Source organism: Aneurinibacillus soli, assembly GCF_002355375.1.
GTDB lineage: Bacteria > Bacillota > Bacilli > Aneurinibacillales > Aneurinibacillaceae > Aneurinibacillus > Aneurinibacillus soli.
Genome location: NZ_AP017312.1, coordinates 1,180,858 through 1,206,864, shown reverse-complemented (window position 1 = coordinate 1,206,864; position 26,007 = coordinate 1,180,858). Strand labels below are relative to the sequence as shown.

Sequence of the window (26,007 nt, the reverse complement as noted above, 5' to 3'; positions counted from 1 at the left end):
GTAAAATCTATTTTTCGTTCCCTTTGCTACGTTCGATGTTTTTCAGATGTTCTTCGTACGTTTTCGCAAAATAATGCCCACCAGAGCCGTCTTTTTTCGTAACATAGAACAAATACTCATTCTTCTGGGCATTCGCTACAGCCTCGAGTGACTTCTTGCCTGGGCTTGCAATCGGACCTGGCGGTAACCCTTTCACTTTATACGTGTTATACGGACTCACCTGCTTCAAATCAGCAAAGGTAACCCGCTCTTTTTGCTTGCCGAACAAATACTGAACGGTCGCATCTGACTGCAGCGGCATCTGTTTGGCCAGACGGTTGAAGTAGACACCTGCGACAATCGGCCGCTCTTCATCGACACGCACTTCCCGCTCCACAATAGATGCGAGCGTAATCGCTTGATGACGCGTAAGATGATGCTGTTGGAACTTCGCATTCCATTCAGTGTTCCAGACTTCTTCTGTTTGATCCAGCATTTTATTGATCACATCATGTGCTGTGCTGCCTTTTTTGAACTCATACGTATCCGGGAACAAGTACCCTTCCAAGCGATACTTGATACGCTTGTCCGACTGGGGAATTCCTTTAAGAATCTCCTGTGTAAATACTCCCTGGTTTACCTCTTTCAAAAATGCAGCCTTGCTCACAATTTTCTTTTCTTCAAGGCGGGTAGCAATCTGCTCAATGGTGAATCCTTCTGGAATCGTCACTACATGATCATCTTTGTAAAATTCGCCTTTCTCCATTCTCGCCGCAATCTGCTCAATTGTATCCCCAACGGTCAGCTGATATTTCCCTGCTTTCAGTACGGGGGATTTTTCTCCGAACTTCAAATACAAAGAAAATATTCGACCATTTTTAATTACCTTTTCGTTTTCTAAAATCTGTCCAATCTCTGTTGTAGATGAACTCGGTGGAATCTCAATGATTTTCTTCTGCCCTTTGTTTTCTTCTACTGGTTGCAGACCGCTGTATACATAGTAGCCCATCCCACCGACAAGCACGGCAAACAACAGCAGAATTCCCCCCATAAGCTTCGCTATCTGTCGCACAACTCTCCCTCTCTCCTTTATGCACGAATTCCATCCGTTTATTATACACCAAAAAACCGCTCAGCACGTGAGCGGTTTCGGTGTTACATCATATCGTTAGTAACGCTTATACTTCCTCGTTATCGAGTTCGTTCATCAGCGTTTCAAATGTCGCTTCAACCTGTTCCCATTCTTCATCGTTCTCGATCGGGTGAAGCATGTCAGAGCCGTCATAGCGCATAAACTCTACTTCGTACTCTTCCTCTTCTTCCTGATCAGCCGGCACAAGGCAGAGATATGTGCGGTCTTCAATTTCGAAGATGTACATAATCAGGAATTCAATCTCCTGACCTGATTCTTCATCTGTAATTGTGATGTATTCCCCAACGTTTACTTCCATGTTTTCCATTTCCATACGAATTAACCTCCTATTTGTGGTTTGGCATCCATGTAATTTTGCAAAATCATTACCGCCGCCATTTTGTCGATGACTTGTTTTCGCTTCTTGCGGCTGACGTCCGCTTCAAGCAGCGTACGCTCGGCTGCCATTGTGGTAAGCCTCTCATCCCACATCACAACCGGAATGCGGGAGCGGTTATGCACGTACTCTCCGAATGCCTGGCACAGTTCTCCCCGAGGTCCAATCGTACCGTTCATGTTCTTGGGAAGTCCAACAATAATTTCCCCGATCTCGTACTGTTTTATGAGTTCTTCGAGACGGAGATAATCTTTTTTCTTGCCTTCACGCCGGATTGTTTCAATTCCCTGGGCAGTAAAGCCAAGCTCGTCGCTGACTGCCACCCCGATTGTTTTGTCTCCGACGTCGAGTCCCATCCTGCGCATACATGTGTCTCCTGCTCTTGCCTGATAATTGCTCCGGCTCGCTACCCCATGAACGGCGGCCTGGCCGGATACATAGCCCTGTGGAATTTAGCTACCGTGCTGGCGAAGATACGAACGGACAAGCTCCTCGATTAATTCGTCACGCTCTAGCTTACGAATCATGGTACGTGCGTTGTTATGACGCGGAATATACGCCGGGTCTCCCGAGATTAGATAGCCAACAATCTGATTAATCGGGTTGTACCCTTTTTCTTCAAGCGCCCCGTACACGCTGAGCAGTACATTCCGGGCTTCCGCTTCCACATCGTCCGGTTTAAATGTAAATTTCATTGTATGATCCATGGAACTCACTGCTAGCACCTCTTTCAAAGGATCTCTATCCTTTCATAATTCGCTTCGCTTCGCCAAATTCCTGTCCTAGTCAAAACTAAATTTGTTCGCGTACCCAGTTTTTCACGAAAGCGAGTGCGTCGGACAGCTGTTCTGGATTTTTACCGCCAGCCTGCGCCATGTCCGGACGACCGCCACCGCCACCGCCGCAACGTGAAGCCGCTTCTTTGACCGCTTTGCCCGCATGCAGACCTCGTCCAACGAGATCAGCTGTTACACCGGCTACAAGGTTTACTTTATCCTCTTTCACAGAACCAAGCACAACAACAGCAGAACCAAGTTTTTGCTTCAGATCATCTACCATGCTGCGCAAGTTATCCATATCTACACCATTTACTTTTGCAGCAAGGACGCTAACACCGTTGACGTCCTCTACCTGATCGGTTAAGGATGCCGCTTCGAGATTGCTCAACTTCGCACGCAGCGATTCGTTTTCACGCTCCATGTCTTTCATTTCAACTTTGAGTGTTTCGATGCGCTGTGGAACATTTGGTACGGTTGTTTTCAGCTCATCAGCAACGAATTTGAGCGTTTGAAGCTGTTTGTTCAGATACTCATACGCCATGCGACCCGTTACGGCTTCAATACGTCTTGTACCAGCGCCGATACCAACTTCGCTTACGATCTTGAACAACCCGATCTCCGCTGTGTTATGGACGTGGCAGCCCCCGCACAGCTCCAGGCTGTAGTCGCCTACCTGTACCACACGAACGGTATCGCCGTATTTCTCGCCAAATAACGCCATTGCGCCCATAGCTTTTGCTTCTGTGAGCGATTTATTCATAATATCAACCTGAATATTATGCCAGATTTGCTCGTTCACGTTTGCTTCAACTTGTTCAAGCTCTTCCTGAGTTACCGCGCCAAAGTGAGAGAAGTCAAAACGCAGACGCTCCGGTGATACTAAAGATCCCGCCTGATTCACATGTGTACCAAGTACGTCTTTAAGCGCTTGATGCAATAAGTGAGTCGCAGTATGGTTTTTCACAATATCCGCACGAGATGCCCGGTTGACATATGCAGCGACTGTATCGCCGATTTTGAGCGTGCCGGTCTCCACCAATACGGTATGTACGTTCTGGCCATTCGGTCCCTTCTGCGTATCTTTTACGTGTGCCTGTGTGTCACCTGCTACAAGTGTACCTTTGTCCGCTACTTGTCCACCAGACTCTGCATAGAATGGGGTACGATCCAGGATGATCTGACATTCAGCCCCTGCACTTACCATGTCAACCTGTTCATTTTCATGAATCAGCGCCACAACTTTTGCATCCGCTACGAGATTCGTGTAGCCAACGAACTCACTCGCTACTTTAATGTCGCCCAGAACGCCACCCTGAACCTGCATGCTGTTCTCATCATGGCGAGCTGCACGGGCACGAGCACGTTGCTCTTCCATCGCAGCATCGAAGCCTTCACGATCCACAGTCATGCCTTTTTCCATCGCGAAGTCTTCAGTGAGATCAAATGGGAAGCCATATGTATCATACAATTTGAATGCTTCTGGACCAGCAATTTGTGTCTGACCTGCCGCTTTCGCTGTCTCTACCATCTGCTCCAAAATGTGCAGACCTTCATTCAGTGTCTCGTGGAAACGTTCTTCTTCGTTTTTAATGACACGCTCGATGAACTCACGCTTCTCAAGCACTTCCGGATAGTATGCCTTCATGATCTCTCCGACAACCGGAGTTAGGCTTGCAAGGAACGGTTTCTCAATACCGAGAACTTTTCCGTAGCGAACCGCACGTCGAAGCAAGCGGCGGATAACGTACCCACGTCCTTCGTTTGATGGCAGTGCACCGTCACCGATTGCGAATACAACGGTACGTGCATGGTCTGCGATTACTTTGAAGGCTACGTCGAACTCTTCCGACTCGCCGTATTTTTTGCCGGAAATGCTGGCTGTTGCTTCGATGATCGGGAACAGAAGGTCCGTCTCGAAGTTATTATCTACTTCTTGTAGTACAGACGCTAGGCGCTCAAGACCGGCACCTGTATCAATGTTTTTCTTCGGTAGCGGCGTGTATGAGCCGTCCGGATTATGATTGTACTGAGAGAATACGAGATTCCAGATTTCGAGGTAGCGTTCATTCTCGCCGCCTGGATACAGTTCTGGATCACTCGGGTCATTGCCGAATGCTTCGCCACGGTCGAAGAAGATCTCACTGTTCGGTCCGCATGGGCCTTCTCCGATATCCCAGAAGTTCCCTTCTAAGCGCACAATACGCTCATCTGGTACTCCCATCTTCTTGCTCCAGATCTCATACGCCTCATCATCTTCCGGGTGAATCGTAACCGACAGTTTTTCTGGATCGAATGCAATCCACTCTGGACTTGTGAGGAGTTCCCACGCCCACGTAATCGCTTCTTCCTTAAAATAGTCGCCGATTGAGAAGTTACCCAGCATCTCGAAGAATGTATGGTGACGTGCTGTCTTTCCTACATTCTCAATGTCATTCGTACGAATCGACTTTTGTGAATTCGTAATACGCGGATTATCAGGAATCACGCGCCCGTCAAAATACTTCTTCAATGTGGCCACGCCACTGTTAATCCACAAGAGAGATGCATCATCAATTGGAATCAACGGCATACTTGGCTCAATTTTATGGCCCTTGCTCTGAAAGAAATCAAGAAACATCTGGCGAATCTCCGCCGAGCTTAAACGTTTCATATACATAACCCCTCCATCTATTATTTCAATATAAAAAAGCCCCCATCCCTATTCAGGGACGAGAGCTATCTTCTCGCGGTACCACCCTGCTTACCACATGCGCACATACGCAGGCAGTCGCCTTGTTGGAATAACGAATGCGTATGCATCCGGCGGAACTTCAATCGTTCCGCTCTCAGGAGCAGCTTTCAACGCCTCTTCTTCCGGATGCTCTCTCAGCCGTGGAGCTCCCTCTCTGGGGCAAGGGCTTGCGTCTACTTGTTCCCTCAACGATTTCTTCATTATTCAGCTTTTTACACCAAGAACTATTATACAAATCCTTACGATTCTCTGTCAATCCAGCTCTTCTGTCTTCTCCCGCCGCACCGTATGAATGACAACATGCTCAATCACAACTTTCAGACAAGCAACGACCGGAACTGCAAAAATCAATCCAGCAAGACCCGCAATCTCCCCGCCAATCGTTACCGCAAGAATAATAAACAACGGATGCAGATGCAATGAACGGCCAACAATGAACGGCGAGACAATATTGCCTTCGAGTATTTGAATAATCAAATTTACAATGACTGCGTACAATGCCACCTTCCATGAAATCGTCAGCGCAAATAAAATAGCTGGCACTGCCCCAAAAAATGGGCCGATATACGGAATTATATTTGTCACTGCGACAAGCAGCGCAAATACTCCGGCGTACGGCAGACCAATCAGGAAATAGCCTACATATGCTAGCACTCCAACTACCGCACATACAATAAGCTGACCGCGAATGTACTGGCCAAGCGCATAATCAATATCATGCAGAATGCGCCGCGCCGTTGATCGATGGCGTGGTGGAACGAGCAACAGTGTTCCTTGCTGCATCGTCTTCATGTCCTTAAGCATATAAAACACAATAAACGGAATCAGCATCACCAGCAGCAGACGATCCAGCCAGTCATCCACTTCTGTAAACAATCCTGCGACATAGCTATTCACCGCAAGCTCTATTCGCCTGAGTCCACCTGTCAGACCGCTGTGTAGCGGAAACGGCGAGTCTGCCTGCTGAATCTGTATCTGTCCAAGCCACTCTCGGTATGTAAACACAAGCTCCGGCAGCTTCCCTGACAGTTCACGGGATTCCCGCATAATCACTGGACCGCCGTTAATAATAACGAACGCAACAAATAACAAAAATAACGTATAAATCAAAAAAATCGCCAGCCCGCGTGGAAAATGATGATTCGTTAAAAAGGTTACCACCGGGTTAAGCAAATAAGCGACAACCAACCCGAGAAAAAACGGAGTCAGCACTTTTTTCACAACCATACATACCGCCAGAAAAAACGGGCTTACCTGTCCCGCTAAATAAACAATCCCTACTATGAGCAGCGCCGTGACCGCTCCATACAACCAGCGGCTTACAAGCAACCGTCCCATCCTGCTTCCTCCATCTCTTCCTTACATTCATTCTTTCAAGTTTGTCCAGCCTCTTGTTCCTTTATGTAACAATATTAACTGAATCTTTATATTTCATTAACATCAGGACTAAACTCCTGCGCTATCATAAAAACAGACAATACATAAGCCTTAGAAAAAGGAGAGAGAACGAATGTTGGTAACGGATATTCGAGGCTTTCGGGTGCTGACCCTTGAGGGAGAAATTGATTACAGCCGCTCGCGAGCTGCCGCAAAAACATTATTTGCGGCCATTACAGCCGACCACACGCGCTACATCCTTGATACGACACAACTTACAGGTGTAGACAGCACGGGACTCGCCCTTCTGTTTTCCTTTTGCAAAAAGTGCCACAGCCAGGGATTTGAAAGCCGTGTCGTAACCGGTCAGACTTCATGGTCTAGACTCCTTCACTTTTCCAAACTGGACCGGGTGCTCCATCTGTATGACACACTAGATGCTGCATTGGACGACGACATCCCTGTGCTATCTCCTTCTCTGTCCATTCTGGATTACTAAAGGAGCAAGCTATGAAAAAAACGATGACGCTACAGACGCGTATGATGCTGATGCTGGCCTTAACACTCGCCGGTGCCTTTCTTACCCTATATTTCTTCATTGATCGAAGTTCTACGACTTCCCTACGCACCGCCACCCTGCAGGGAATGGACCAGGCTGCACATGAAGCCGCGATTCTGATAGAGAAAGAAGTCGCTGCCAAACAAAATTCATTGTTCCAGCTCGCCCGGTTTGCGGTAATTCAGGCGGTCGATACCCGACCTGACCGCGCATTTGAAGCCGGGCGTTTTCTTACATCCTTAAAAAACAACGAACCAGAGTACGAGTCGATCTACATCGCCTCTCCAACTGGTACCATTCTCGCCGGCTCAAGTGGTTATTTGATCGGCAAGACGTTCCCGGAACCATCGGTGCTTGAGACGGTTGCCCAGACGAAAAAAAGTTTCGTCAGCCCACTCACCAAAACCGAAGATGGAACACCAGTGCTCTATTTTGCCGAACCGATTAACGGCGGACGCAGCATTCTGGCCGCAGCAGTCCGGCTCGACGTACTTGGAAGCCATATTAAAGAAATCAAGATGGGTAAGACCGGCTATGCCTTTCTTGTCAATAACAAAGGGCTTGTGCTCGCCCATCCAGACGCGAAAAACATCGCCACCCTTGATCTCTCAAAATATGACTTCGGGCGTACCATGCTCAAGCAACAAGAAGGAACGTCAGAATATACATTTAACGGCATAGAGAAACTCATGGCCTTCCATCCGGTCAAAGGAACAGGCTGGGTCGTTGCTGTCGCAATGGAAAGCGCAGAAGCATATGCGCCGATTCATACGATGCGCCTCGTTATTCTCAGTGTCTCCCTTGTGTCGCTGCTCGTGCTGCTCACCATCCTCTCGTTCCTCATGCGCCGGATGTTTGTACGTCCGATTACCGAGATGGAAGCAAGCTTCCGCGTAGCCGCTGAAGGGGATCTTACTGTGCAGCTTCCTGTCAAACGTCAGGATGAGATCGGGCACCTAGCAGACGGCTTTAATCACATGACAGAAGACTTGCGTTCTCTTATTCAGACGATGCAACAATCATCCGAGAATGTATCCTCAACATCCGAGCAACTGGCGGCGGCTGCAGAGGAAACCGGAGCCACCACTGGACAGGTCGCCCAGACTGTCAAGCAGATCGCTACAAGCATCGAAGAGCAAACAGAAGCGATTATGCATGTAAATCGCGATATGAATTTAACACGGGAAAAAGTCGAACATACGACAACCATGGCCGAAGAAGCTCTTACTATGGCAGCTCAGACAACTCGCGCAGCCGTGGATGGTATGGAAGCGGTAAACGACGCAATCAATCATTTAGATATCGTCTCCCAAACCGTTACATTCGCAACCGAGGCCATTCAAAAACTTGGTAAACGTTCAGAAGAGATCGGAAGTATCGTGGGCGTGATTTCAGGAATTGCCGACCAGACGAATCTACTGGCCTTAAACGCTGCAATCGAAGCTGCCCGAGCCGGACAGCAGGGAAAAGGGTTTGCTGTCGTAGCCGATGAAGTACGCAAGCTCGCCGAGGAATCCGGGAAAGCGTCACAGGAGATTGTACATTTAATCGAACACGTACAGAGTGAGACAGCCGTCACGGTTCGCTCTATGGAAATGAATGTAGAGCAAGTGAAACATCAGATTAATATGGTACACCGTGGCGGAAGCGCCCTTGAAGACATTGTGCATAAAACAGAGCAGACAAAAGAAGAGATGGAAAACATTACGCACATGCAGCAGGAACTACAGGGATTGATCAAAAATCTGCACACCCAGATCAGTGTCATTACAGATGTAAGCCAGGAGACATCAAGCGGCCTTACCCAGATTGCGGTCGCAGCCGGACAGCAAAGCACCTCAGCCGAAGAGATGGCATCCGCTATCGAGAATTTATCTCACCTTGCTACCGAGACACATGAGAAAGTGCTGCGGTTTACCGTATAACATAAAAAAGGTGTAGACTCCACATGGAATCTACACCTTTTTGTGTTCTACCGCGCCATAGCGCGAATGGCACGGCGACCAGCTCGCTTCAAGTAACGAGCCGACATATTCGTCATACCAGCTACATCCATGCTACGCATGAGACGTCGTCCATAGCCAAGCATCTGCCATGTCCGACTGCGTCGCTTCCGACGCATCATTCCCATCGCTACGGCAAGTAGTGCAACTCCGATCCATAAAGAACGACCCACGGCACTCACTCCTTATAGGTTCGTTTCAAATGGTGGCGGGCAATCATCACAAAACAGGTCATTCAGCGAATGCAGGCTACCGTCTTCTTCCACCTGGAAAACAGACGACACTTTGCTGCCTGCTGTCGTGAACTCAATACAACAGTTCCAACAGTAATACTGATTTGTCCCGATCTTACCGATGTCCTTCGACTGGCAGTTGATGCACGTCATCATACTTGAATCCTCCCAAATGTAGGGGCGCACCGTCTGTTATATTCTCTACAACAACAGTGTCTTCCCCCAGCGTGATACGCTGTGTGTCCCGAATCATCCTGCGGCCATCCAGCATATCGGACAGAAAACCATCCGAAAGCTCGTACCCTACTATTTTGCCCGCATGTGGCTCAATATAAACATCCGCCACAAATCCAAGATGACGTCCACACGCCGTCACAACCGATTTGCCTTTCAGCGGAGCTCGCCCCGTGCGAAGCATCTGCCACATGGAGGAAGAATCAAATGACGTGATCGCTTCTGCACCAATCATGATGCAGTCTGTGCCAAACGAAAAAACTGCGGATGCCGGAACATAAGTTCCTTTATGAAAGAAGTTTTTTTCTTTCAATAAAAGCCCCATATACTGCCACTGTTTATTAAACAGAAGGTCCTGGACAGAGCCCACCTCTTTGCCCGTCTCCCGTCCAATAACAGGAAGTCCAATGATGTCGCGTGCGCGCTGCATGACGATCATCTCCTTCCGTACTTGTAGTATGGAACAACGAGAGCAAGCTATGCCCGGACACATCTTCCAGTGCTACTGCTTATTCAATTCAGCAAGCGCATTCTGGGCCAGAATGTGACTCGGATTGACGGCAAGTGCTTTCTCGAACTGGGCCTTCGATTCTTCTGTGTTGTCGAGGAACGCATACGCTACCCCAAGATTGTACAGTGCGTCATCATGCTCCGGTGCCAGTTCAATTGCCTTAAGGAAGTCCTGCTTTGCTTCTTCAATATGACCAAGGCGGGCATACGACATGCCTTTATTAAAGTACGCTTCCACATCACCTGGCTGTACAGTAAGACACGCTTCAAATGACGCGATCGCTTTTTCCAGTTGTTCGCCCTGCATGTATGACATCGCAATCATAAAGTCAAGATCATGATGATCCATGCCTTTTTCTTTTGCTTTCTCAAACGATACACGTGCGGATTCATAATTGCCGATATTAAAATACGAATTGCCCAGACCATAATAAGCCAGCTCCAGCTGCGGATTGAGTTCAATGGCACGGGTAAACCAGCGCACCGCATCATCTTCATGTCCGGTCGCTGCGAGAATGTTGCCGATGTTGCAGTACGGATGTGCGTAACTTCCATCTGTCTGAATTGATTTCTCAAACAGTGAGAGCGCTTCTTCAAAATGCCCCTGTGCTAGTTCCTGCAGTCCAAGATCATTGTAGTCTTCTGCCGTTTTCTTCACGTTTTCTACCCCCTTGTTATCCTCTTGCCTGTATGTCTAAATCATAGCAGAAAACGCCGCATCCTGAGTAATGCGGCGTCAATTTACCTGCTTTATTTTTGTACAATGCGCACAATGCGGCGAGCCGCTTCTTCTACCTGCTCCACCGTATTGCCATAGCCAAAGCTAAAGCGAATCGCGGATGTAAGTCGTTCTTCCGATAAGTTCATCGCACGTAGCACATGAGAGATCTCAAGCGAGCCGGATGTGCAGGCCGAACCACTGGCCGCTGCGACACCCATAAGATCAAGATTCATGAGCATCGCTTCTGTTTGCGTTCCAGGAAAGCTCACATTCAAAATATGCGGCATATACGCTTCTACATGTCCGTTCACCACGTACGCAATACCCGCTTCATCCCAGACCGCAAGCATCGCACGACGGTACGCTTCATAATCAGCACGGCGCACGTCTCGCGTCTCCATCGCTAGCTGTGCTGCACGGGCAAACCCGGCAATGCCTGGCACATTTTCCGTTCCGGCACGGCGCTTTTTCTCCTGATTGCCCCCATATATATGTGGCTCAATCTTTACATTACGGTTCACGTAGAGCATACCTATGCCTTTTGGTCCGTTGATTTTGTGTGCCGATACCGAAAGCAGATCAATCGGAAGCGCTCGTACATCAATCGCTTCAATGCCAAAGGCTTGCACCGCATCCGTATGAAAATACACGCCCTGCTCCCGTGCCAGATGACCAATTTCCTCAATCGGCTGAAGTGTGCCCACCTCATTGTTGCCGTACATGATCGTAATAAGAACTGTATCCGGTCGAATCGCTGCTGCCACATCAGCTACGGCGATTCGACCGTACGAATCAGCTGGCACATATGTAATCTCATAGCCGAGCTGGGCAAGCCGCTCACATGCATGCAGCACCGCATGATGCTCAATCGCACTTGTAATAATATGCTTCCCTTTCTCTGCCTGTGCCGCCGCCACACCAAAAATCGCCATATTATCCGCTTCTGTACCGCCCGCTGTAAAGATGGTTTCAGCCGGCGTAGCATTCAGGCTACGTGCAATCGCCATACGCGACTCATCTAGCACAAAGCGTGCCTGTTGGCCAAACCGATGCATGCTTGATGGATTGCCGTACAGCTCCCGGTAATGTGGTAGCATCGCTTCGACAACGTCTGGATGCACCGGAGTCGTAGCCGAATGGTCGAGATAAATCATGTCCATACATCCTGCTCCTTTTAAATATAAAACATATACGAATCGAGATTGTCGTTCCCTTTGAACGAAATCAAATCTTGCAGTGTGGTCGTATCCAGCACGTCGCTGATGCTGTCTCGGATACGCATCCACAAATCACGTTTTGCTGGATCTTCCTCTTCCTCAAACTCAACCGGACTAATCGGACCTTCGAGCACCCGGATCACATCACCGGCTGTAATTTCTTCCGGTGTACGTGCCAAAATATAGCCACCGTACGCGCCACGAATGCTTTTTACAAGCCCGGCGTTACGCAACGGCGCAACGAGTTGCTCCAGGTAATGCTCGGATAAGTCATGCTTCTGGGCGATTGATTTGAGCGACATCTGGCCTTCCCCATAACGGCGTGCCAGTTCCATCATAATCGTCAGACCATAGCGGCCTTTGGTTGAAATCTTCAAGTACATCCCCTCTTCTATGTGTTTTTTGTATTCGAGCGAATCGTTTGTAAATACTGTTTCATATGCCGTTCATAACCAATTTCTTTTGGTTTATAGAAGTCTGCCCGTACTCCGTCCGGCAAATACTGCTGCGATACATACGCATTCGGATAATCATGCGGATATACGTAGTCTTTGCCGTACCCAAGTTTCTCGGCTCCTTTATAATGGGAGTCACGCAGGTGCAAGGGAACCGAACCGTGACCGCTCTGCCGTACGGTACGCAACGCATCATTGATCGCGGTGTACGATGCGTTGCTTTTCGGTGCAGACGCGAGATACGTCGTCGCCTGTGCCAGTGGAATACGTCCTTCCGGCATCCCAACCAGCTCTACCGCCTGAAATGCGGAAATGGCCACCTGCAACGCCCGTGGATCACCATTCCCTACATCTTCGGACGCCGCGATCACCAGACGGCGAGCAATAAAACGCGGATCTTCTCCAGCATCAATCATACGCGCCAGCCAGTACAGTGCCGCGTCCGGGTCCGAGCCACGAATCGACTTAATATAAGCTGAGATTGTATCGTAATGATTATCTCCCGTTTTGTCATACCGGACCGCGCGACGCTGAATGGAATCAACAGCTACGTCCAGCGTAATCCGAATGCCACCATCTTTATCGCGCGGGGTAGTTGCCACGGCAAGTTCCAACGCATTCAGCAGGCGGCGACTGTCCCCTTCCGCATAATGAATCAAATGCTCACGTGCGTCCGAGTCAAGCTGTATGGATAACTCTCCATATCCGCGCTCTTGATCAACCAGCACCCGGTCAATAACATCGCTTAAGTCTTCCTCTGTCAGCGCCTGCAGACCAAACAACTGGGAGCGCGATAGAAGCGCTGCGTTCACTTCAAAAAACGGATTTTCTGTAGTCGCTCCAATCAACCGGATCGTACCATCTTCCACATACGGAAGTAGCGCATCCTGCTGCCCCTTGTTAAAGCGGTGAATTTCATCCACGAACAGCGTCGTTCCCTGGTTATACATATCACGCCGCTGCTTCGCTTCCTCAACAACACGACGAATGTCCGCGACCCCAGCAGTCACGGCATTCAGGTCGGTAAAATCGGTTTTTGTCGTGCGTGCAATGATTCGTGCTAACGTTGTCTTGCCTGTACCGGGTGGCCCGTAAAAAATAAGCGAGGATACTTGATCGGCTTCAATCGCCCGGCGCAGGAGCTTTCCTTCTCCAAGGATATGTGCTTGTCCAGCAAACTCATCAAGTGTACGCGGTCGCATTCGATCCGCCAGCGGCTGACGGTGACTCACTCCACGCTCTTTCTCTTCCTCATGGGCATATGAGAACAAGTCCACAGTCCCCTCACTCCTTACCCTGTCACGTTCTAATCGTCGCGACGCACTTCAATTCCTGCTTTATCCATCATATCGCGGATAATCACGCTTGTCATGATCAATCCAGCAACAGATGGCACGAATGCTACGCTTGCCGGTGGGCGAGTCGCTTTACGAATCGGTGAATCTGGATTTTGCACCACCTGCTCCAGCACATCTTCCCGTTGCATAATCGGTGCTTCTGTCGAATACACAACCTTTACACCTTTCCGAATGCCTCTCTTCCGCAATTCACGGCGCAACACCTTCGCAATCGGATCGTATGACGTATCGAACAGGTCGGCTACCTGGAACTGTGTCGGATCAAGCTTATTCGCCGCCCCCATGCTACTGATAAGCGGAATGTTGCGCTCACGGCACTGCAAAATTAAATGTAGCTTAGCGGATATTGTATCGATTGCATCTGCTACATAGTCAATCTTGTGTGCAAACAACTGCTCATACGTCTCTTCATTATAAAACATTTTAAGCGTTACGACTTCACATTCCGGGTTAATCGCCGCAATGCGCTGCTTCATGACTTCAACCTTCTCCTGACCGACTGTTTCTAACGTAGCTGGAAGCTGACGGTTGCAATTCGTAATATCTACATCATCTTTATCAACTAAAATCAGCTTGCCGATGCCAGTACGAGCCAGTGATTCCATGGTAAACGAGCCAACACCACCTGCTCCAAGCACAGCAACCGTGCTGTTTTTAAACATCTCAAGTCCTTCGCGTCCAACGACGAGTTCTGTTCGTGAAAATTGGTGCAGCATACAATTCTCCTTTGTCTATATCAATATACGTCTACTTGTATTATGTACCTAATCCAAATCATACATAAAAAAGCCCGCATGACAAAGACTGTCTGCGGGCCGAACGTTCGATTGCTACGCAAGCAAAGAGCCCCAAAATGCCGTGCGCCGGTGTTTTGAACCTGCTCGCGCAGGTGGGCAATCTACCCGGTAGCTTGCAGGTCCGCTACTTGGTGGCGGCATCTGTGCCTTACCGGAACTCCGATCTCCCGTAATAACTCTGTTGGTACAAAACAATCGGGCATTCACGTACATTGCAGGGCTCTATGCTGTTTGTGTTTCTATCTTACACAAAAAAGAAAGCGATTTCAAGCGGTAGCTTTGACCCAATTTTTATTTTGTTTCTTTTTTCGGCATCGATACACGAATCGAGAGTTCTTCTAGCTGCTTCGTATCGACTGTTCCTGGTGCATCGGTCATAATATCGCGTGCGCTTGCTGTTTTCGGGAAGGCAATGGTGTCACGCAAGCTTGTACGGTTAGCGAGAATCATCACAATGCGGTCGAGACCGAATGCCATTCCACCGTGCGGCGGTGTGCCGTATTCGAATGCGTCGAGCAAGAAGCCGAATTGCTCTTGCGCTTCTTCCTGACTGAAGCCGAGTGCTTTGAACATTTTTTCCTGTACATCACGCTTGTAAATCCGCATGCTTCCGCCGCCGATTTCATAGCCGTTGAGCACCATGTCGTACGCTTGCGCACGAATTTGACCTGGCTCGCTATCGAACAGCTCCACATCTTCTGGACGCGGGCGTGTGAACGGGTGGTGCAGAGCTACATAGCGCTTCGCATCTTCATCCCATTCAAGCAGCGGGAAGTCCACAACCCAAGCAAAGGCAAATTTGCTCTCATCAATCAGACCGAGCTCTTTACCAAACTTCAGGCGAAGCGCACCAAGGGAATCTGCGACAACTTTTGCTTTGTCGGCAACAAACAGAATCAGATCGTTATCTTCTACTTGCATGCGGTCTTTGATTTGGCTAACTTCTTCTTCCGAGAAGAATTTCGCGATTGGTCCTTTAATTTCGTCGTCTTTAAACGCCATCCATGCAAGACCTTTCGCACCATAACGAGCCGCAAATTTCATCAGTTCATCTACATCTTTACGTGAGTAATGGGCGCAGCCTTTCACGTTGATGCCTTTTACTTGATTGCCTTTTTTGATTACACTGCTGAACACCTGGAATCCGCAGTTTTCTGCGATATCACCAATGTCTACAAGTTCCATACCGAAGCGCAGGTCCGGCTTATCCGAGCCATAGCGATTCATCGCATCTGCGTAAGTCAGACGCTGGAACGGTGTTTCCACTTCAACACCAAGCACTTCCTTGCAGACAAGCTTCATCATGCCTTCCATCATGGATAGAAGCTCTTCCATGTTGAGGAACGATGTCTCAATATCGACCTGTGTGAATTCCGGCTGGCGGTCTGCACGCAAGTCTTCATCACGGAAGCAACGCGCGATTTGGAAATAGCGCTCATAGCCTGCTACCATAAGGAGCTGCTTGAAGAGCTGCGGCGACTGCGGCAGGGCGAAGAATTCGCCTGGGCTCACACGGCTCGGTACGAGGTAGTCACGCGCACCTTCTGGCGTGCTCTTCGTCAGGATTGGTGTTTCCACTTCCAAGAACTCACGGCTGTCGAGGTAATCGCGGATAATCTTCGTTACTTTATGACGCATTTGCAGTGTTTTGTACATCTCCGGACGACGCAGGTCAAGATAACGGTATTTCAGACGTACTTGCTCGTCTACTTCGACCCCGTCTTCAATAAAGAACGGCGGTGTTTTCGCGGCATTGATGATTTCAATCTCATCAACCTGTACCTCGATTTCTCCTGTCAGCATGTTCGGGTTAACTGTCTCGGCATCACGCTCAACTACTTTACCTTTGACGCTGATTACATATTCGGTACGTACTTTGTCGCCGATTTCATGTGCAGATGCATTAAATTCCGGGTTTAGTACTACCTGTACAAGACCTGTACGATCGCGCAGATCGACGAAAATAACCCCGCCCAAGTCACGGCGCTTCTGTACCCAGCCGTTCAGTGTAACTTCTGTGCCTACATCAGATTTGCGGAGCGTGCCGCAAAATACAGTTCGTTGTTTGAATTCCATCTCGATAACTCCTACTTTCTTTTTTTACTTGCCACAGATTTTCTGCACATGTGCTATAAGTGCATCAAACGGTACTTCCTGCTGCTCGCCGCTGGCCATGTTTTTGACCATGGCTGCCTTGCGTGCTAGCTCGTCTTCCCCAATAATGACGACTGCCTTCGCTTGCAGACGATCTGCCGCTTTCAACTGTGCTTTCATCTTGCGGCCCATAAAATCCTTGTCCGCCGACAAGCCGCCAGCACGAAGCTGGTCAAGCAACTGGAATGCCTTGCTTTCTGCTTCGTCACCCATCCCAATCACAAAACATTCTACGCCCTGCTGAATCGGAAGCTCAATGCCCTGCGTTTTGAGAGCGAGCAACACGCGCTCAATGCTCATCGCAAAGCCAATGCCCGGCATATCATTGCCCCCGACCTGCTCGACGAGTCCGTTGTAGCGTCCACCGCCACAGATTGTACTGACCGCGCCGATACCATGCTCCATAATTTCAAAGGCAGTATGTGTATAGTAGTCCAGACCGCGCACAAGATTCGGATTCACATTGTACGCGATACCGAGATTATCAAGGTGCTGTTTCACCTTTTCAAAGTATGTGCTTGATTCCTCATTCAAGTAATCAAGAATGACAGGCGCTGTTTTCATTAACTCGTTACCAGCATCCTTTTTGCAGTCCAGAATGCGCAGCGGGTTACGTGCAAGACGAGACTGACAGTCTGCACAGAACTCCGCGATATGCGGCGTAAAATGCTTCACAAGCGCATCGCGGTGCGCCTGACGGCTTTCTGCATCGCCCAGGCTATTCAGCTCGACATGCAGGTTCTTCAGGCCCAGCTCTTCGTACAGACGCATCGCAAGCGCAATCGTCTCGGCATCAATCGCTGGATCGTGACTGCCGATCGCCTCCACTCCGAACTGGGTGAACTGGCGCATCCGGCCCGCCTGTGGCCGCTCATAGCGGAACATCTGGCCGATATAGTACAGCTTGACCGGCTGATTTGCAAGACCGAACATTTTGTTCTCGACATACGAGCGAACTGTCGATGCTGTTCCTTCCGGGCGCAAAGTCAGACTGCGATCTCCCCGGTCCGTGAACGTATACATCTCCTTCTCCACGATGTCCGTTGTTTCGCCGACACCGCGCTGGAACAGTTCGGTATGTTCAAACACCGGTGTGCGAATTTCCGCATAATTGTAGCGGCGACAAATATCCCGCGCCGCATTCTCAATATACTGCCACAGCTCAATCTCGCCCGGCAGTACATCGGCTGTTCCTCTTGGGACCTGGATCATATTTTTCCCACCTTACTATTTTAGAAATTAAAAAATCTCCCGCCACTGACAAAATTGTCAGGGACGAGAGATTGGTTACAATTCCCGTGGTGCCACCCTACTTGGATTCAAAAATCCCACTCGAAACTCCCATAACGCAGGAGAGGCGCCGTATGTTGCCATCGGTCTTCCAGGTTGTCATTCATCTGAACTGCGTGGAATGCTTCCAGCCTCAGGCATTCCTCTCTGTATCGCAGGGCTTCCAGACTACTTTGTGCCCTTCATTAGATCAATATTCATTGTTCACAATTGTTTTTAGGTTACCTTTTTCGACACCATTTGTCAAGAAAACAGCTCATTCAATGCCTCAATTTTTGCTTGTGTATAATGCTCGTACGAATCATTATATGCCTTCGGTTCTTTCGGATTGGCAAAACGAGTAATGACATCGGTCTTTGGGTGTACCCACTTGCTCGCCGCACCGCAGCCGAGTCCGATAATCGACTGCACTTCTTCCATAATCATGATGTTATAGATGCTCTCCTGACCGGGGATAGCATAGCCAACGTTCTCAAGATTGCCCAGAATATTTTTCTGACGGTACAAATAGTACGGCACATAGCCATGCGCTTCGGTCCACTGTTCAGCCCGCTGCATCATATCACCGATTTCTTCGCGACTCGCCACTCGGTATTTGTCCTTGTTGCGCGTCATCTCACTCGCTCGCTTGAACGACAGTGTATGGATCGTCACGGATTCTGGCATCAGTTTCGCAGTTTCGCCAAGCGTATACTCGAATTCTGGCACGCCTTCACCAGGAAGACCAATAATAAGATCCATGTTGATGTTATTCATACCGGCCTTGCGTGCCAGCTTGAATTTCTCGATTGTCTCTTCCACGGTATGATGGCGGCCAATTGCCTTAAGCGTTTCTTCAATATATGACTGTGGGTTAATACTGATGCGATCGATATTCCACTTGTTCAGTACGGCAAGTTTCTCCGGCGTAATCGTATCCGGTCGCCCGGCTTCCACTGTGATCTCCCGCACTTTATCCATATGAGGAAACGAATGGTACATCTCTTCATACAGCATATCCATTTCTTCAACCGTAATACTCGTTGGCGTCCCGCCACCAAAATAAATCGTCGTAATGCGCATGTCTCGCTCTTTTAGCCAGCGTCCAATCTCACGCATCTCATAATGAAGTCCCCCGAGGAACGAATCAACAGAGCCTTGCCGTCCGTTAATCGCATACGCCGGGAACGTACAGTAAGCACATTTGGTCGGACAGAATGGGATGCCAATGTAGATGCTGACTTCCCTGCGCAGATCGTACAAATCCGGCACCATCGCCCGCTGGCGGTCGACAATCTGCTGCATAAGATTTATTTTTGCATCCTGAATGAGATAGTTCTCACGCAGATGATGATGAGCCTGCTCCATTGGAATTCCATCGCGCACGCTAGCATGCAAAAGCTTGGTTGGGCGGATACCTGTAAGGATGCCCCATGGCTGCTCAATCCCCGTATACTCCTGGAGGACATGGAGAAGGGAATGGCTGATGACTTGCCGTACCTGCCTTCGATGCTCCTTGCTCCCCCTCTCCACGGTCACTGTACGACTATAGCGATTTTCGTATATAGGAAATTCTCCTGCTACTTCGAGGACGGAGTAAGACATGATTTTCTCTTGCTCCTCTTTCAGTTCAATCGAAATCGTGATATGAGCAGGTGTTTCTTCTGTAAATACGACATGCACGTCTTCAAAAAATAAATGGATAATATGGTCAAGGGATCGGTGAAAAACCTCATCAACCCCGGCTACTCGGATAATCATATGGCACTCCTTTGTTTTTCATTTGTTCGATGTGCCCCTACTGTACACGAATGCAACCCGCACCTTTTTCGGATGATCACACTCATCCTGCTCCATTTACTATACCAAACAAAGCACTGTTTTTCTATTTCATCAAAATCGTTTTCGCTACGAAGTGATCCGCAGGCTGAGTCATCATCATAAAATTAACAATATCTTCAAATTCCCCTTAGAAAAATACATTATAATAGGTATAATGTATTATACTTAAATTCACATTAGAAAGAAAAAACTGGAGGAGAGACTATGCTTGGAACACTTCGCTTCAAAATCATTGTACCGATTACCATCCTTACCGCACTTGTTATTATTTGTATTTCTACTCTTGTATATAATCAAACCGCTAGCACCCTGGAATCTCAAGGTAGAGCTACGGCAGAACTAACTCGCATTAGTTTTGAAAATGCCCTGACGGCACGCAAAACAGCAGAAGACATTATGAATAAGGAGATGATCGGCCAGGCGACTATGACTTCTCTCCTTATGAAAAAAGGAACGAATTTCAATGAAATTACCGATCTTGCGAAACGTGCGGGCATCGACGAATTCTGGATTACCGATGCCACCGGTAAAACTGTCCTGACCAATGTCGGCCCAGCTGTTCATCTTGATTTCAGCGCCGAGCCAGGCAGCCAGGCCTACGCGTTTATGGATTTAATCTCAGGCAAACAAAAAGAAATGTCTCAGGCAGCGCAAGTCCGCAACTTTGATGGTCAGGTGTTTAAATATGTCGGCGTGCCCGGGTGGAATGAGCCGCGCATCGTACAGGTGGGGCGAAAAGGACAAATGCTTACAGAATTGGACAACCAAATTGGTGCTTCTCCTCTGCTAGCACGTATTAAATCACAGCTTAGCGATCAAATCGTACTCGCTGCCCTTATAAATAAAGATGGAAAAGTGGTCGCGGCGAGTGAAAAGTCATTTTCTCAAATACCACCGGCTCTCTCTACTCTCATGAACCAAGCAAGTAGCACTACCACGATCAAGGAAAAATCTGATTATTACCAAAATAAAAAAGTGACGTATTACGCTGCGTCGCTATCAAATGGACAAAAAATGGTGGTTGCGATTTCGAATGAAGTGCTCACCCGCATCTTCACCCTCAGTATCGCATCCGTTCTCATCGGGATTGTACTCGTTATCGCCTTTCTTATCTGGCTTGTCTCCCGTACATTACGTCCCCTGCATGTCATGGAACAATCATTGCTCATGCTAGCGGACGGAAAAGGTGATTTAACAAAACGCCTCCCGGACAACACAAATGATGAAATCGGTCGAACAGCCCGCGCATTTAATCAAATGCTTGATCATATCCAGCAGCTGATTCGTCAAATCCAGCAGTCTTCCGTTCAAGTTGCCGCTTCATCTGAGCAATTAACGGCCAGCGCCGAACAAACACGTTCCGCCAGTGAACAGATTGCATCCATTGTTCAGGAACTCGCTGCTCAATCCGAACAGCAGACAAAAGATATGGAGACCGGAGCCCACGACGTACAGAACATCTCGAAAGGCATGGAAGGCATCTCTCAAACGACGGGTTCTATTCTTGATACGATCGGCGTGACCGTCACGAAAGCTACCGAAGGAAATAACGCCATTCATCAGGCGGTTACCCAGATGAATTCGATTAATGAAACGATGGCCACGCTCGCAAAAGGCGTACAAACACTCGCAGACCGTTCTAATCAAATTAACGAGATTATTGAGGTGATCACAGGCATTTCTGCACAGACGAATCTACTCGCTCTCAATGCAGCGATTGAAGCAGCTCGGGCAGGAGAACACGGTCGCGGCTTTGCGATTGTATCGGATGAAGTACGGAAACTGGCCGAACAGTCTGCCCATTCCGCTCAAAAAATTGCCGAGCTGGTTTCGGGAATCCAGCAGGAAACGGCACAAACCGTTCAATTCATGACAACCGCTATTTCAGAAGTACAAGAAGGGATTACGGTCATCCATACAGCCGGTCTTTCTTTCACCGAGATTGAACAGGCAATCCGTCAGGTAGAACAACAAACCGCAAAAGCGACTCATGCGGTCCAAACCATTCAAGACCGATCCAGGCATGCTGTCGCTTCCATTCAGACGGCACATGATCTTATCGAACAGGCTGCCTCACGTACCGAACAAATCTCTGCTGCTACAGAAGAACAGCTCGCAACGTTCGAGGAAACAAGCGCTTCTGCCGCCTCTCTATCCAGAATGGCAGGCGATCTCGAAGCCTCCGTCAAAAAATTTGTTGTGTAGTACATTCACAATTCATCGGGACGTGATTCGTTTTACGAGCCCGATTTTTCTTTTTCTGCGTATTTCTTTTCGCATTTATCTTACTTATCGTTTATAATACTAGTAATACCAGTAACGTAGTAGGATAAATAAGGATTAAAATTAAGGAGTCGTGTTCCATGGAAAAGCTTTTGTTTCTTTCTAAATTCATCCGTTCCCCTCGTACGATTGGCAGTATCGCACCCAGCTCTCGTTTTCTCGCCCGTGCCATGACACAGCCGGTACAATGGGAGACAGCACGGAACATCGCTGAGCTTGGAGCTGGAACCGGCTCGTTTACTCGCTATATCTCCCGCCTGAAAACACCGGAATGCCAGGCGCTTATTTTCGAACAGGATAGCACGATGCGCAACGCTCTTGCAGCCGACTATCCGGAGATGCATCACTATCCGAATGCACGTACAATGAGCCACACAATGCGTCTTCACAAAATCAATGGATTTGACTACATTCTATCCGGGCTTCCGTTCATGAATTTTCCGCAGGAGCTGCGCGATGAACTAATGGACGAAGTGGAACGTTCACTAGCACCAAGCGGAACATTTATCGCGTTCCAGTATTCGTTGCAAATGAAAAAGCAGCTAGCACAGCGTTTTGATGACATTCGCATTACATTTGTGCCGCTTAATATATTTCCGGCTTTTGTATATATATGCAAAAAAACGATCTAAAAAAAGCCAGACAGCATAATCACTGTCTGGCTTTTTTCGTACGGTTTAGGATTTACTTTCTACAATGAAAGTAACGGGACCATCATTGACAAGAGCCACATCCATCATGGCGCCAAAGATCCCTGTTTCGACGTGCAGACCGCGCTCACGGAGCTTCTCATTAAAGAAATCGTACAGCGGCTGTGCCTGATCGGGACGAGCCGCTTCACTGAACCCTGGGCGTCGTCCTTTGCGCGTGTCCCCATACAAAGTAAACTGAGACACAGAAAGAATCGCGCCGCCTGCCTCTTCTACAGAATGATTCATCTTGCCGTCTTCGTCTTCAAAAATACGGAGCTTGGCAATCTTGTCTGCGACATATTCCACGTCGTCTTTCGTATCAGTATGCGTAATGCCAACAAGCAGGACGAGGCCGGATTCGATGCGGCCTACTACCTCGCCCTCTACGGTTACGGACGCCTGTTTGGAACGCTGAAGTACTACTCGCATGTTTCTCTCCTTGTTGTCTCGCTACGTATTCAGCACGCGACGTACAGAGTAGACGTCGCGAATTTTTTTGATGCGCTCGACTACTTTATGCAGGTGGTCAAGGTTTTGAATCGCAATCGTCATATTGATTTTTGCCACTCTGTTTTTATCGGTTTTACCGGATACAGCGGTAATGTTCGTCTTCATATCCGCAACAGTCGCGAGCACTTCGTTCAGAAGGCCACTTCGGTCATGGCCGGTAACCTCAATGTCGACATTGAATTCATGCTTCATATCCGCATCCCATTCAACCGAGATGAGACGTGCCTGGTCGTCTTCACTGCATGATTGCAGGTTTGGACAATCCCCACGGTGTACAGACACACCACGACCACGCGTAATGAAGCCAACAATATCGTCACCTGGCACCGGATTGCAGCAGCGGGAGAAGCGGATCAGCAGATTGTCGATCCCACGTACGCTCACGCCGTTGTCCGGACGCTTGCGCGGCGCATCGGTACGAATCTCTGCCGTGTTCGGCATCATGTCCTCCCGCTCTTTACGCAGTTTATCCGTCAGGCGAGTCGCAATCTGTGCGCCGGTAATGCCGCCATAGCCGACCGCCGCAAACATATCTTCTTCTCCCTGAAAATTAAACTTGTTCGCAACTTCAAGCAGGTTCTCTGCTGTCATGATCTCTTTTGGCTCAAAGCTGTTCCTTTTCAACTCAGCTTCGACCATTTCACGGCCTTTCATGACGTTTTCTTCGCGCTTCTCTCTCTTGAACCACTGCTTAATTTTGCTTCGCGCCTGTGTGGACTTCGTAATTTTAAGCCAGTCCCGACTCGGTCCATAGCTGTGCTTCGATGTTAGGATTTCAATAATATCGCCTGTTTTGAGCTGGTGATCAAGCGGCACAATTTTGCCGTTCACTTTCGAACCAATCGTCCGGTTACCGACTTCAGAATGAATTCGATAAGCAAAGTCCAGCGGCACTGATCCTTTTGGCAGCTCGATAACATCGCCCTTCGGTGTAAATACAAAAACAAGATCGGCAAACAGATCCATTTTAAGCGATTCCATGAACTCCTGGGCATCGCGTGCTTCCTGCTGCCATTCTAGAATTTCACGGAACCAGGATAACTTCGTCTCAAATGTCGCTTCCTCAGAAATATTCTGTCCTTCTTTGTACGCCCAGTGTGCCGCGATCCCGTACTCAGCAATACGATGCATCTCGGCTGTGCGGATTTGTACTTCCAGCGGCTCTCCGTTCGGGCCGATCACGGTTGTATGAAGCGACTGATACATATTCGCTTTTGGCATAGCAATGTAATCTTTGAAGCGGCCCGGCATTGGCTTCCATAATGTATGCACGATTCCAAGCGCCGCATAGCAATCCCTGATATCATCGACAATAATGCGCACGGCGAGCAGATCATAAATCTCGTTAAACTCCTTGTTCTGCTTCACCATTTTACGGTAAATGCTATAAATATGTTTCGGACGTCCGGAAATCTCGGATGTAATAGAAAGTTCTTTCAAGCGCTCCTGCAACAGATCAATCACACCATGAATGTACTTCTCACGCTCCGCACGTTTTTTCTTCATTAAGTTTACGATGCGGTAATACTGCTGCGGGTTGATGTAGCGGAGACCCGTGTCTTCCATTTCCCACTTGATGGATGCGATTCCAAGACGGTGCGCAAGTGGCGCGAATATTTCTAATGTCTCATCAGAAATCTGGCGTTGCTTTGGTTCCGGCAAATACTTCAATGTCCGCATGTTGTGCAGGCGATCCGCCAGCTTGATCATGACGACACGTAGGTCCTTCGCCATAGCGAGAAACATCTTACGGTGATTCTCGGCCTGTTGTTGTGCTTTGGACTTTAGTTTAATTCGGCCAAGCTTGGTAACACCTTCTACAAGATTGGCTACCTCTTGACCGAAATTTTCGGCAATTTGCTCGCTCGTAACTTCTGTATCTTCGACAACATCATGCAGGAAGGCGGCTGCTACGGTAACAGCGTCCATCTGCAAATCAATCAAAATACCAGCAACGGCAATCGGATGGATAATATACGGCTGCCCGGACTTTCGAATTTGTCCCTCATGAGCTTCTCTGGCGAATTCATAGGCACGGATGAGAAATTCAATGTCTTTTTGCGGCAGATACGTTTTCGCTTTGTCTGTAACCTGGTCGATCGCGGTTTCAATCGCCGTTTCGATGCTCATGAATCTTGTCTCCTTTAACACTCCCCTGGAATATTACCTTTTATTATGTTAGAACGGGAAACGGAGGTCAAGAGGAGCTTTTTTCTGGTTTGATATTACACAAAGTGTAGTGGAGAAGCGTGGAAGGGAGGAGCATTCACTTTGGTACGCTCTTCAGTGAAGCAGAACTGTCCGCTCCAGAAGACCAGCGAACTCGCCCACAAAAGAAGCCCACGATGTATATACATCGAAGCATTGTGGGCAAAAGCACGTTCGCCGCTCTCCCTCCGCTGAGGGGTCGCGTACAGGCGTTCATTGCTCCTCCCTTCCACGCTTCTGCATAGCTTTTGTGTTATCTGAAAGAAAAAATCATCACTCTTTGCTCCAATTGATTTTAAAAGAGCTTCTTTTGCAACTGCAAAAGAAGCTCTTTTTACTGTATATCCAATACCATATAGAAGTTATAACTTTGGCTTGTATCAAAGTTTGTGCAAAATGGGTTTTATACAAAAGTTGTCGGGAGTGGAGAAGGGAGACGCCACGGAACGCCTGTACGCGACTGCCCAGCGGAAGGGAATAGGCGAACGGGCCTTTGCCCACAACTTCTTTGAATACGCATCACGACTTTTTGTGGGCGAGTTTGCATGTTCCCTGGAGCGCCCTGTT

24 protein-coding genes and 1 other RNA gene are annotated in these 26,007 nt (G+C 48.5%); 4 read left to right on the top strand and 21 right to left on the bottom strand.

Annotation, left to right across the window (positions count from 1 at the left end):
* Positions 1–7 precede the first annotated feature (7 nt).
* The 7 genes from mltG to CB4_RS06095 form a co-directional block, all read right to left on the bottom strand.
* Positions 8–1,051 carry an endolytic transglycosylase MltG gene (mltG, locus tag CB4_RS06120; protein WP_231956161.1) on the bottom strand — a complete coding sequence of 348 codons (1,044 nt, stop codon included), beginning with the start codon at positions 1,049–1,051 and terminating at the stop codon, positions 8–10.
* 106 nt (positions 1,052–1,157) lie between these two features.
* Entirely contained in the window at positions 1,158–1,445 is a 288-nt protein-coding gene (locus CB4_RS06115) for a DUF1292 domain-containing protein (protein ID WP_096464099.1), read from the bottom strand.
* Between the two features lie 5 nt (positions 1,446–1,450).
* The gene (ruvX, locus tag CB4_RS06110; RefSeq protein ID WP_096464097.1) at positions 1,451–1,873 is read right to left on the bottom strand and encodes a Holliday junction resolvase RuvX; all 423 of its coding nucleotides are present in this window, start codon (positions 1,871–1,873) and stop codon (positions 1,451–1,453) included.
* Between the two features lie 87 nt (positions 1,874–1,960).
* Entirely contained in the window at positions 1,961–2,224 is a 264-nt protein-coding gene (locus CB4_RS06105; RefSeq protein WP_096464095.1) for an IreB family regulatory phosphoprotein, read from the bottom strand.
* Between the two features lie 76 nt (positions 2,225–2,300).
* Entirely contained in the window at positions 2,301–4,937 is a 2,637-nt protein-coding gene (alaS, locus tag CB4_RS06100; RefSeq protein WP_096464093.1) for an alanine--tRNA ligase, read from the bottom strand.
* Positions 4,938–5,027: 90 nt separating this feature from the next.
* The gene (locus CB4_RS20845; RefSeq protein WP_146226577.1) at positions 5,028–5,219 is read right to left on the bottom strand and encodes a hypothetical protein; all 192 of its coding nucleotides are present in this window, start codon (positions 5,217–5,219) and stop codon (positions 5,028–5,030) included.
* A 51-nt stretch (positions 5,220–5,270) separates the two neighbouring features.
* Complete coding sequence (locus CB4_RS06095) at positions 5,271–6,356, bottom strand: AI-2E family transporter (protein ID WP_096464091.1); 1,086 nt, start codon at positions 6,354–6,356, stop codon at positions 5,271–5,273.
* A gap of 172 nt (positions 6,357–6,528) precedes the next feature.
* Between CB4_RS06095 and CB4_RS06090 the strand changes: the two genes are divergently transcribed.
* Together CB4_RS06090 and CB4_RS06085 are read left to right on the top strand one after the other, a co-directional pair.
* Positions 6,529–6,894 carry an STAS domain-containing protein gene (locus CB4_RS06090; protein WP_096464089.1) on the top strand — a complete coding sequence of 122 codons (366 nt, stop codon included), beginning with the start codon at positions 6,529–6,531 and terminating at the stop codon, positions 6,892–6,894.
* 11 nt (positions 6,895–6,905) lie between these two features.
* The gene (locus CB4_RS06085; RefSeq protein WP_096464087.1) at positions 6,906–8,879 is read left to right on the top strand and encodes a methyl-accepting chemotaxis protein; all 1,974 of its coding nucleotides are present in this window, start codon (positions 6,906–6,908) and stop codon (positions 8,877–8,879) included.
* A gap of 47 nt (positions 8,880–8,926) precedes the next feature.
* Here CB4_RS06085 and CB4_RS06080 read toward each other — a convergent pair whose 3' ends face one another.
* The 12 genes from CB4_RS06080 to CB4_RS06025 all read right to left on the bottom strand — a co-directional run bounded on the left by CB4_RS06080 (position 8,927) and on the right by CB4_RS06025 (position 19,666).
* Positions 8,927–9,130: a hypothetical protein gene (locus CB4_RS06080; RefSeq protein ID WP_096464085.1), complete on the bottom strand. Its 204-nt coding sequence runs from the start codon at positions 9,128–9,130 to the stop codon at positions 8,927–8,929.
* 12 nt (positions 9,131–9,142) lie between these two features.
* Complete coding sequence (locus CB4_RS06075) at positions 9,143–9,346, bottom strand: hypothetical protein (RefSeq protein WP_096464083.1); 204 nt, start codon at positions 9,344–9,346, stop codon at positions 9,143–9,145.
* Complete coding sequence (locus CB4_RS06070) at positions 9,306–9,854, bottom strand: PRC-barrel domain-containing protein (RefSeq protein ID WP_172890815.1); 549 nt, start codon at positions 9,852–9,854, stop codon at positions 9,306–9,308. Before CB4_RS06070 ends, CB4_RS06075 begins: the two co-directional genes overlap by 41 nt.
* 72 nt (positions 9,855–9,926) lie before the next feature.
* Entirely contained in the window at positions 9,927–10,592 is a 666-nt protein-coding gene (locus CB4_RS06065) for a tetratricopeptide repeat protein (RefSeq protein ID WP_096464080.1), read from the bottom strand.
* Positions 10,593–10,684: 92 nt separating this feature from the next.
* A complete protein-coding gene (locus CB4_RS06060; protein ID WP_096464078.1) occupies positions 10,685–11,815 on the bottom strand; it encodes a cysteine desulfurase family protein in 1,131 nt (376 codons plus the stop codon).
* A 14-nt stretch (positions 11,816–11,829) separates the two neighbouring features.
* Positions 11,830–12,249: a cysteine metabolism transcriptional regulator CymR gene (gene cymR, locus CB4_RS06055; RefSeq protein ID WP_096464076.1), complete on the bottom strand. Its 420-nt coding sequence runs from the start codon at positions 12,247–12,249 to the stop codon at positions 11,830–11,832.
* 14 nt (positions 12,250–12,263) lie between these two features.
* On the bottom strand, positions 12,264–13,604 hold the full coding sequence (locus CB4_RS06050; protein ID WP_096464074.1) for an AAA family ATPase: 1,341 nt from the start codon (positions 13,602–13,604) through the stop codon (positions 12,264–12,266).
* Positions 13,605–13,633: 29 nt separating this feature from the next.
* Positions 13,634–14,401 (bottom strand): tRNA threonylcarbamoyladenosine dehydratase, encoded by a 768-nt coding sequence (locus CB4_RS06045; RefSeq protein ID WP_096464072.1) that lies wholly within the window; start codon positions 14,399–14,401, stop codon positions 13,634–13,636.
* A 125-nt stretch (positions 14,402–14,526) separates the two neighbouring features.
* Positions 14,527–14,706: non-coding RNA, 6S RNA (gene ssrS / locus CB4_RS06040), on the bottom strand.
* 67 nt (positions 14,707–14,773) lie between these two features.
* On the bottom strand, positions 14,774–16,558 hold the full coding sequence (aspS, locus tag CB4_RS06035) for an aspartate--tRNA ligase (RefSeq protein WP_096464070.1): 1,785 nt from the start codon (positions 16,556–16,558) through the stop codon (positions 14,774–14,776).
* 24 nt (positions 16,559–16,582) lie between these two features.
* The gene (hisS, locus tag CB4_RS06030) at positions 16,583–17,848 is read right to left on the bottom strand and encodes a histidine--tRNA ligase (protein ID WP_096464068.1); all 1,266 of its coding nucleotides are present in this window, start codon (positions 17,846–17,848) and stop codon (positions 16,583–16,585) included.
* A gap of 321 nt (positions 17,849–18,169) precedes the next feature.
* Entirely contained in the window at positions 18,170–19,666 is a 1,497-nt protein-coding gene (locus CB4_RS06025) for a coproporphyrinogen III oxidase (protein WP_096464066.1), read from the bottom strand.
* Between the two features lie 285 nt (positions 19,667–19,951).
* Between CB4_RS06025 and CB4_RS06020 the strand changes: the two genes are divergently transcribed.
* Together CB4_RS06020 and CB4_RS06015 are read left to right on the top strand one after the other, a co-directional pair.
* Complete coding sequence (locus tag CB4_RS06020; RefSeq protein ID WP_096464064.1) at positions 19,952–21,952, top strand: methyl-accepting chemotaxis protein; 2,001 nt, start codon at positions 19,952–19,954, stop codon at positions 21,950–21,952.
* Between the two features lie 158 nt (positions 21,953–22,110).
* On the top strand, positions 22,111–22,662 hold the full coding sequence (locus CB4_RS06015) for a class I SAM-dependent methyltransferase (RefSeq protein ID WP_096464062.1): 552 nt from the start codon (positions 22,111–22,113) through the stop codon (positions 22,660–22,662).
* Positions 22,663–22,707: 45 nt separating this feature from the next.
* Here CB4_RS06015 and dtd read toward each other — a convergent pair whose 3' ends face one another.
* Together dtd and CB4_RS06005 are read right to left on the bottom strand one after the other, a co-directional pair.
* Entirely contained in the window at positions 22,708–23,151 is a 444-nt protein-coding gene (dtd, locus tag CB4_RS06010; RefSeq protein ID WP_096464060.1) for a D-aminoacyl-tRNA deacylase, read from the bottom strand.
* A 21-nt stretch (positions 23,152–23,172) separates the two neighbouring features.
* A complete protein-coding gene (locus CB4_RS06005; RefSeq protein WP_146226576.1) occupies positions 23,173–25,362 on the bottom strand; it encodes a RelA/SpoT family protein in 2,190 nt (729 codons plus the stop codon).
* Positions 25,363–26,007: the final 645 nt, after the last annotated feature.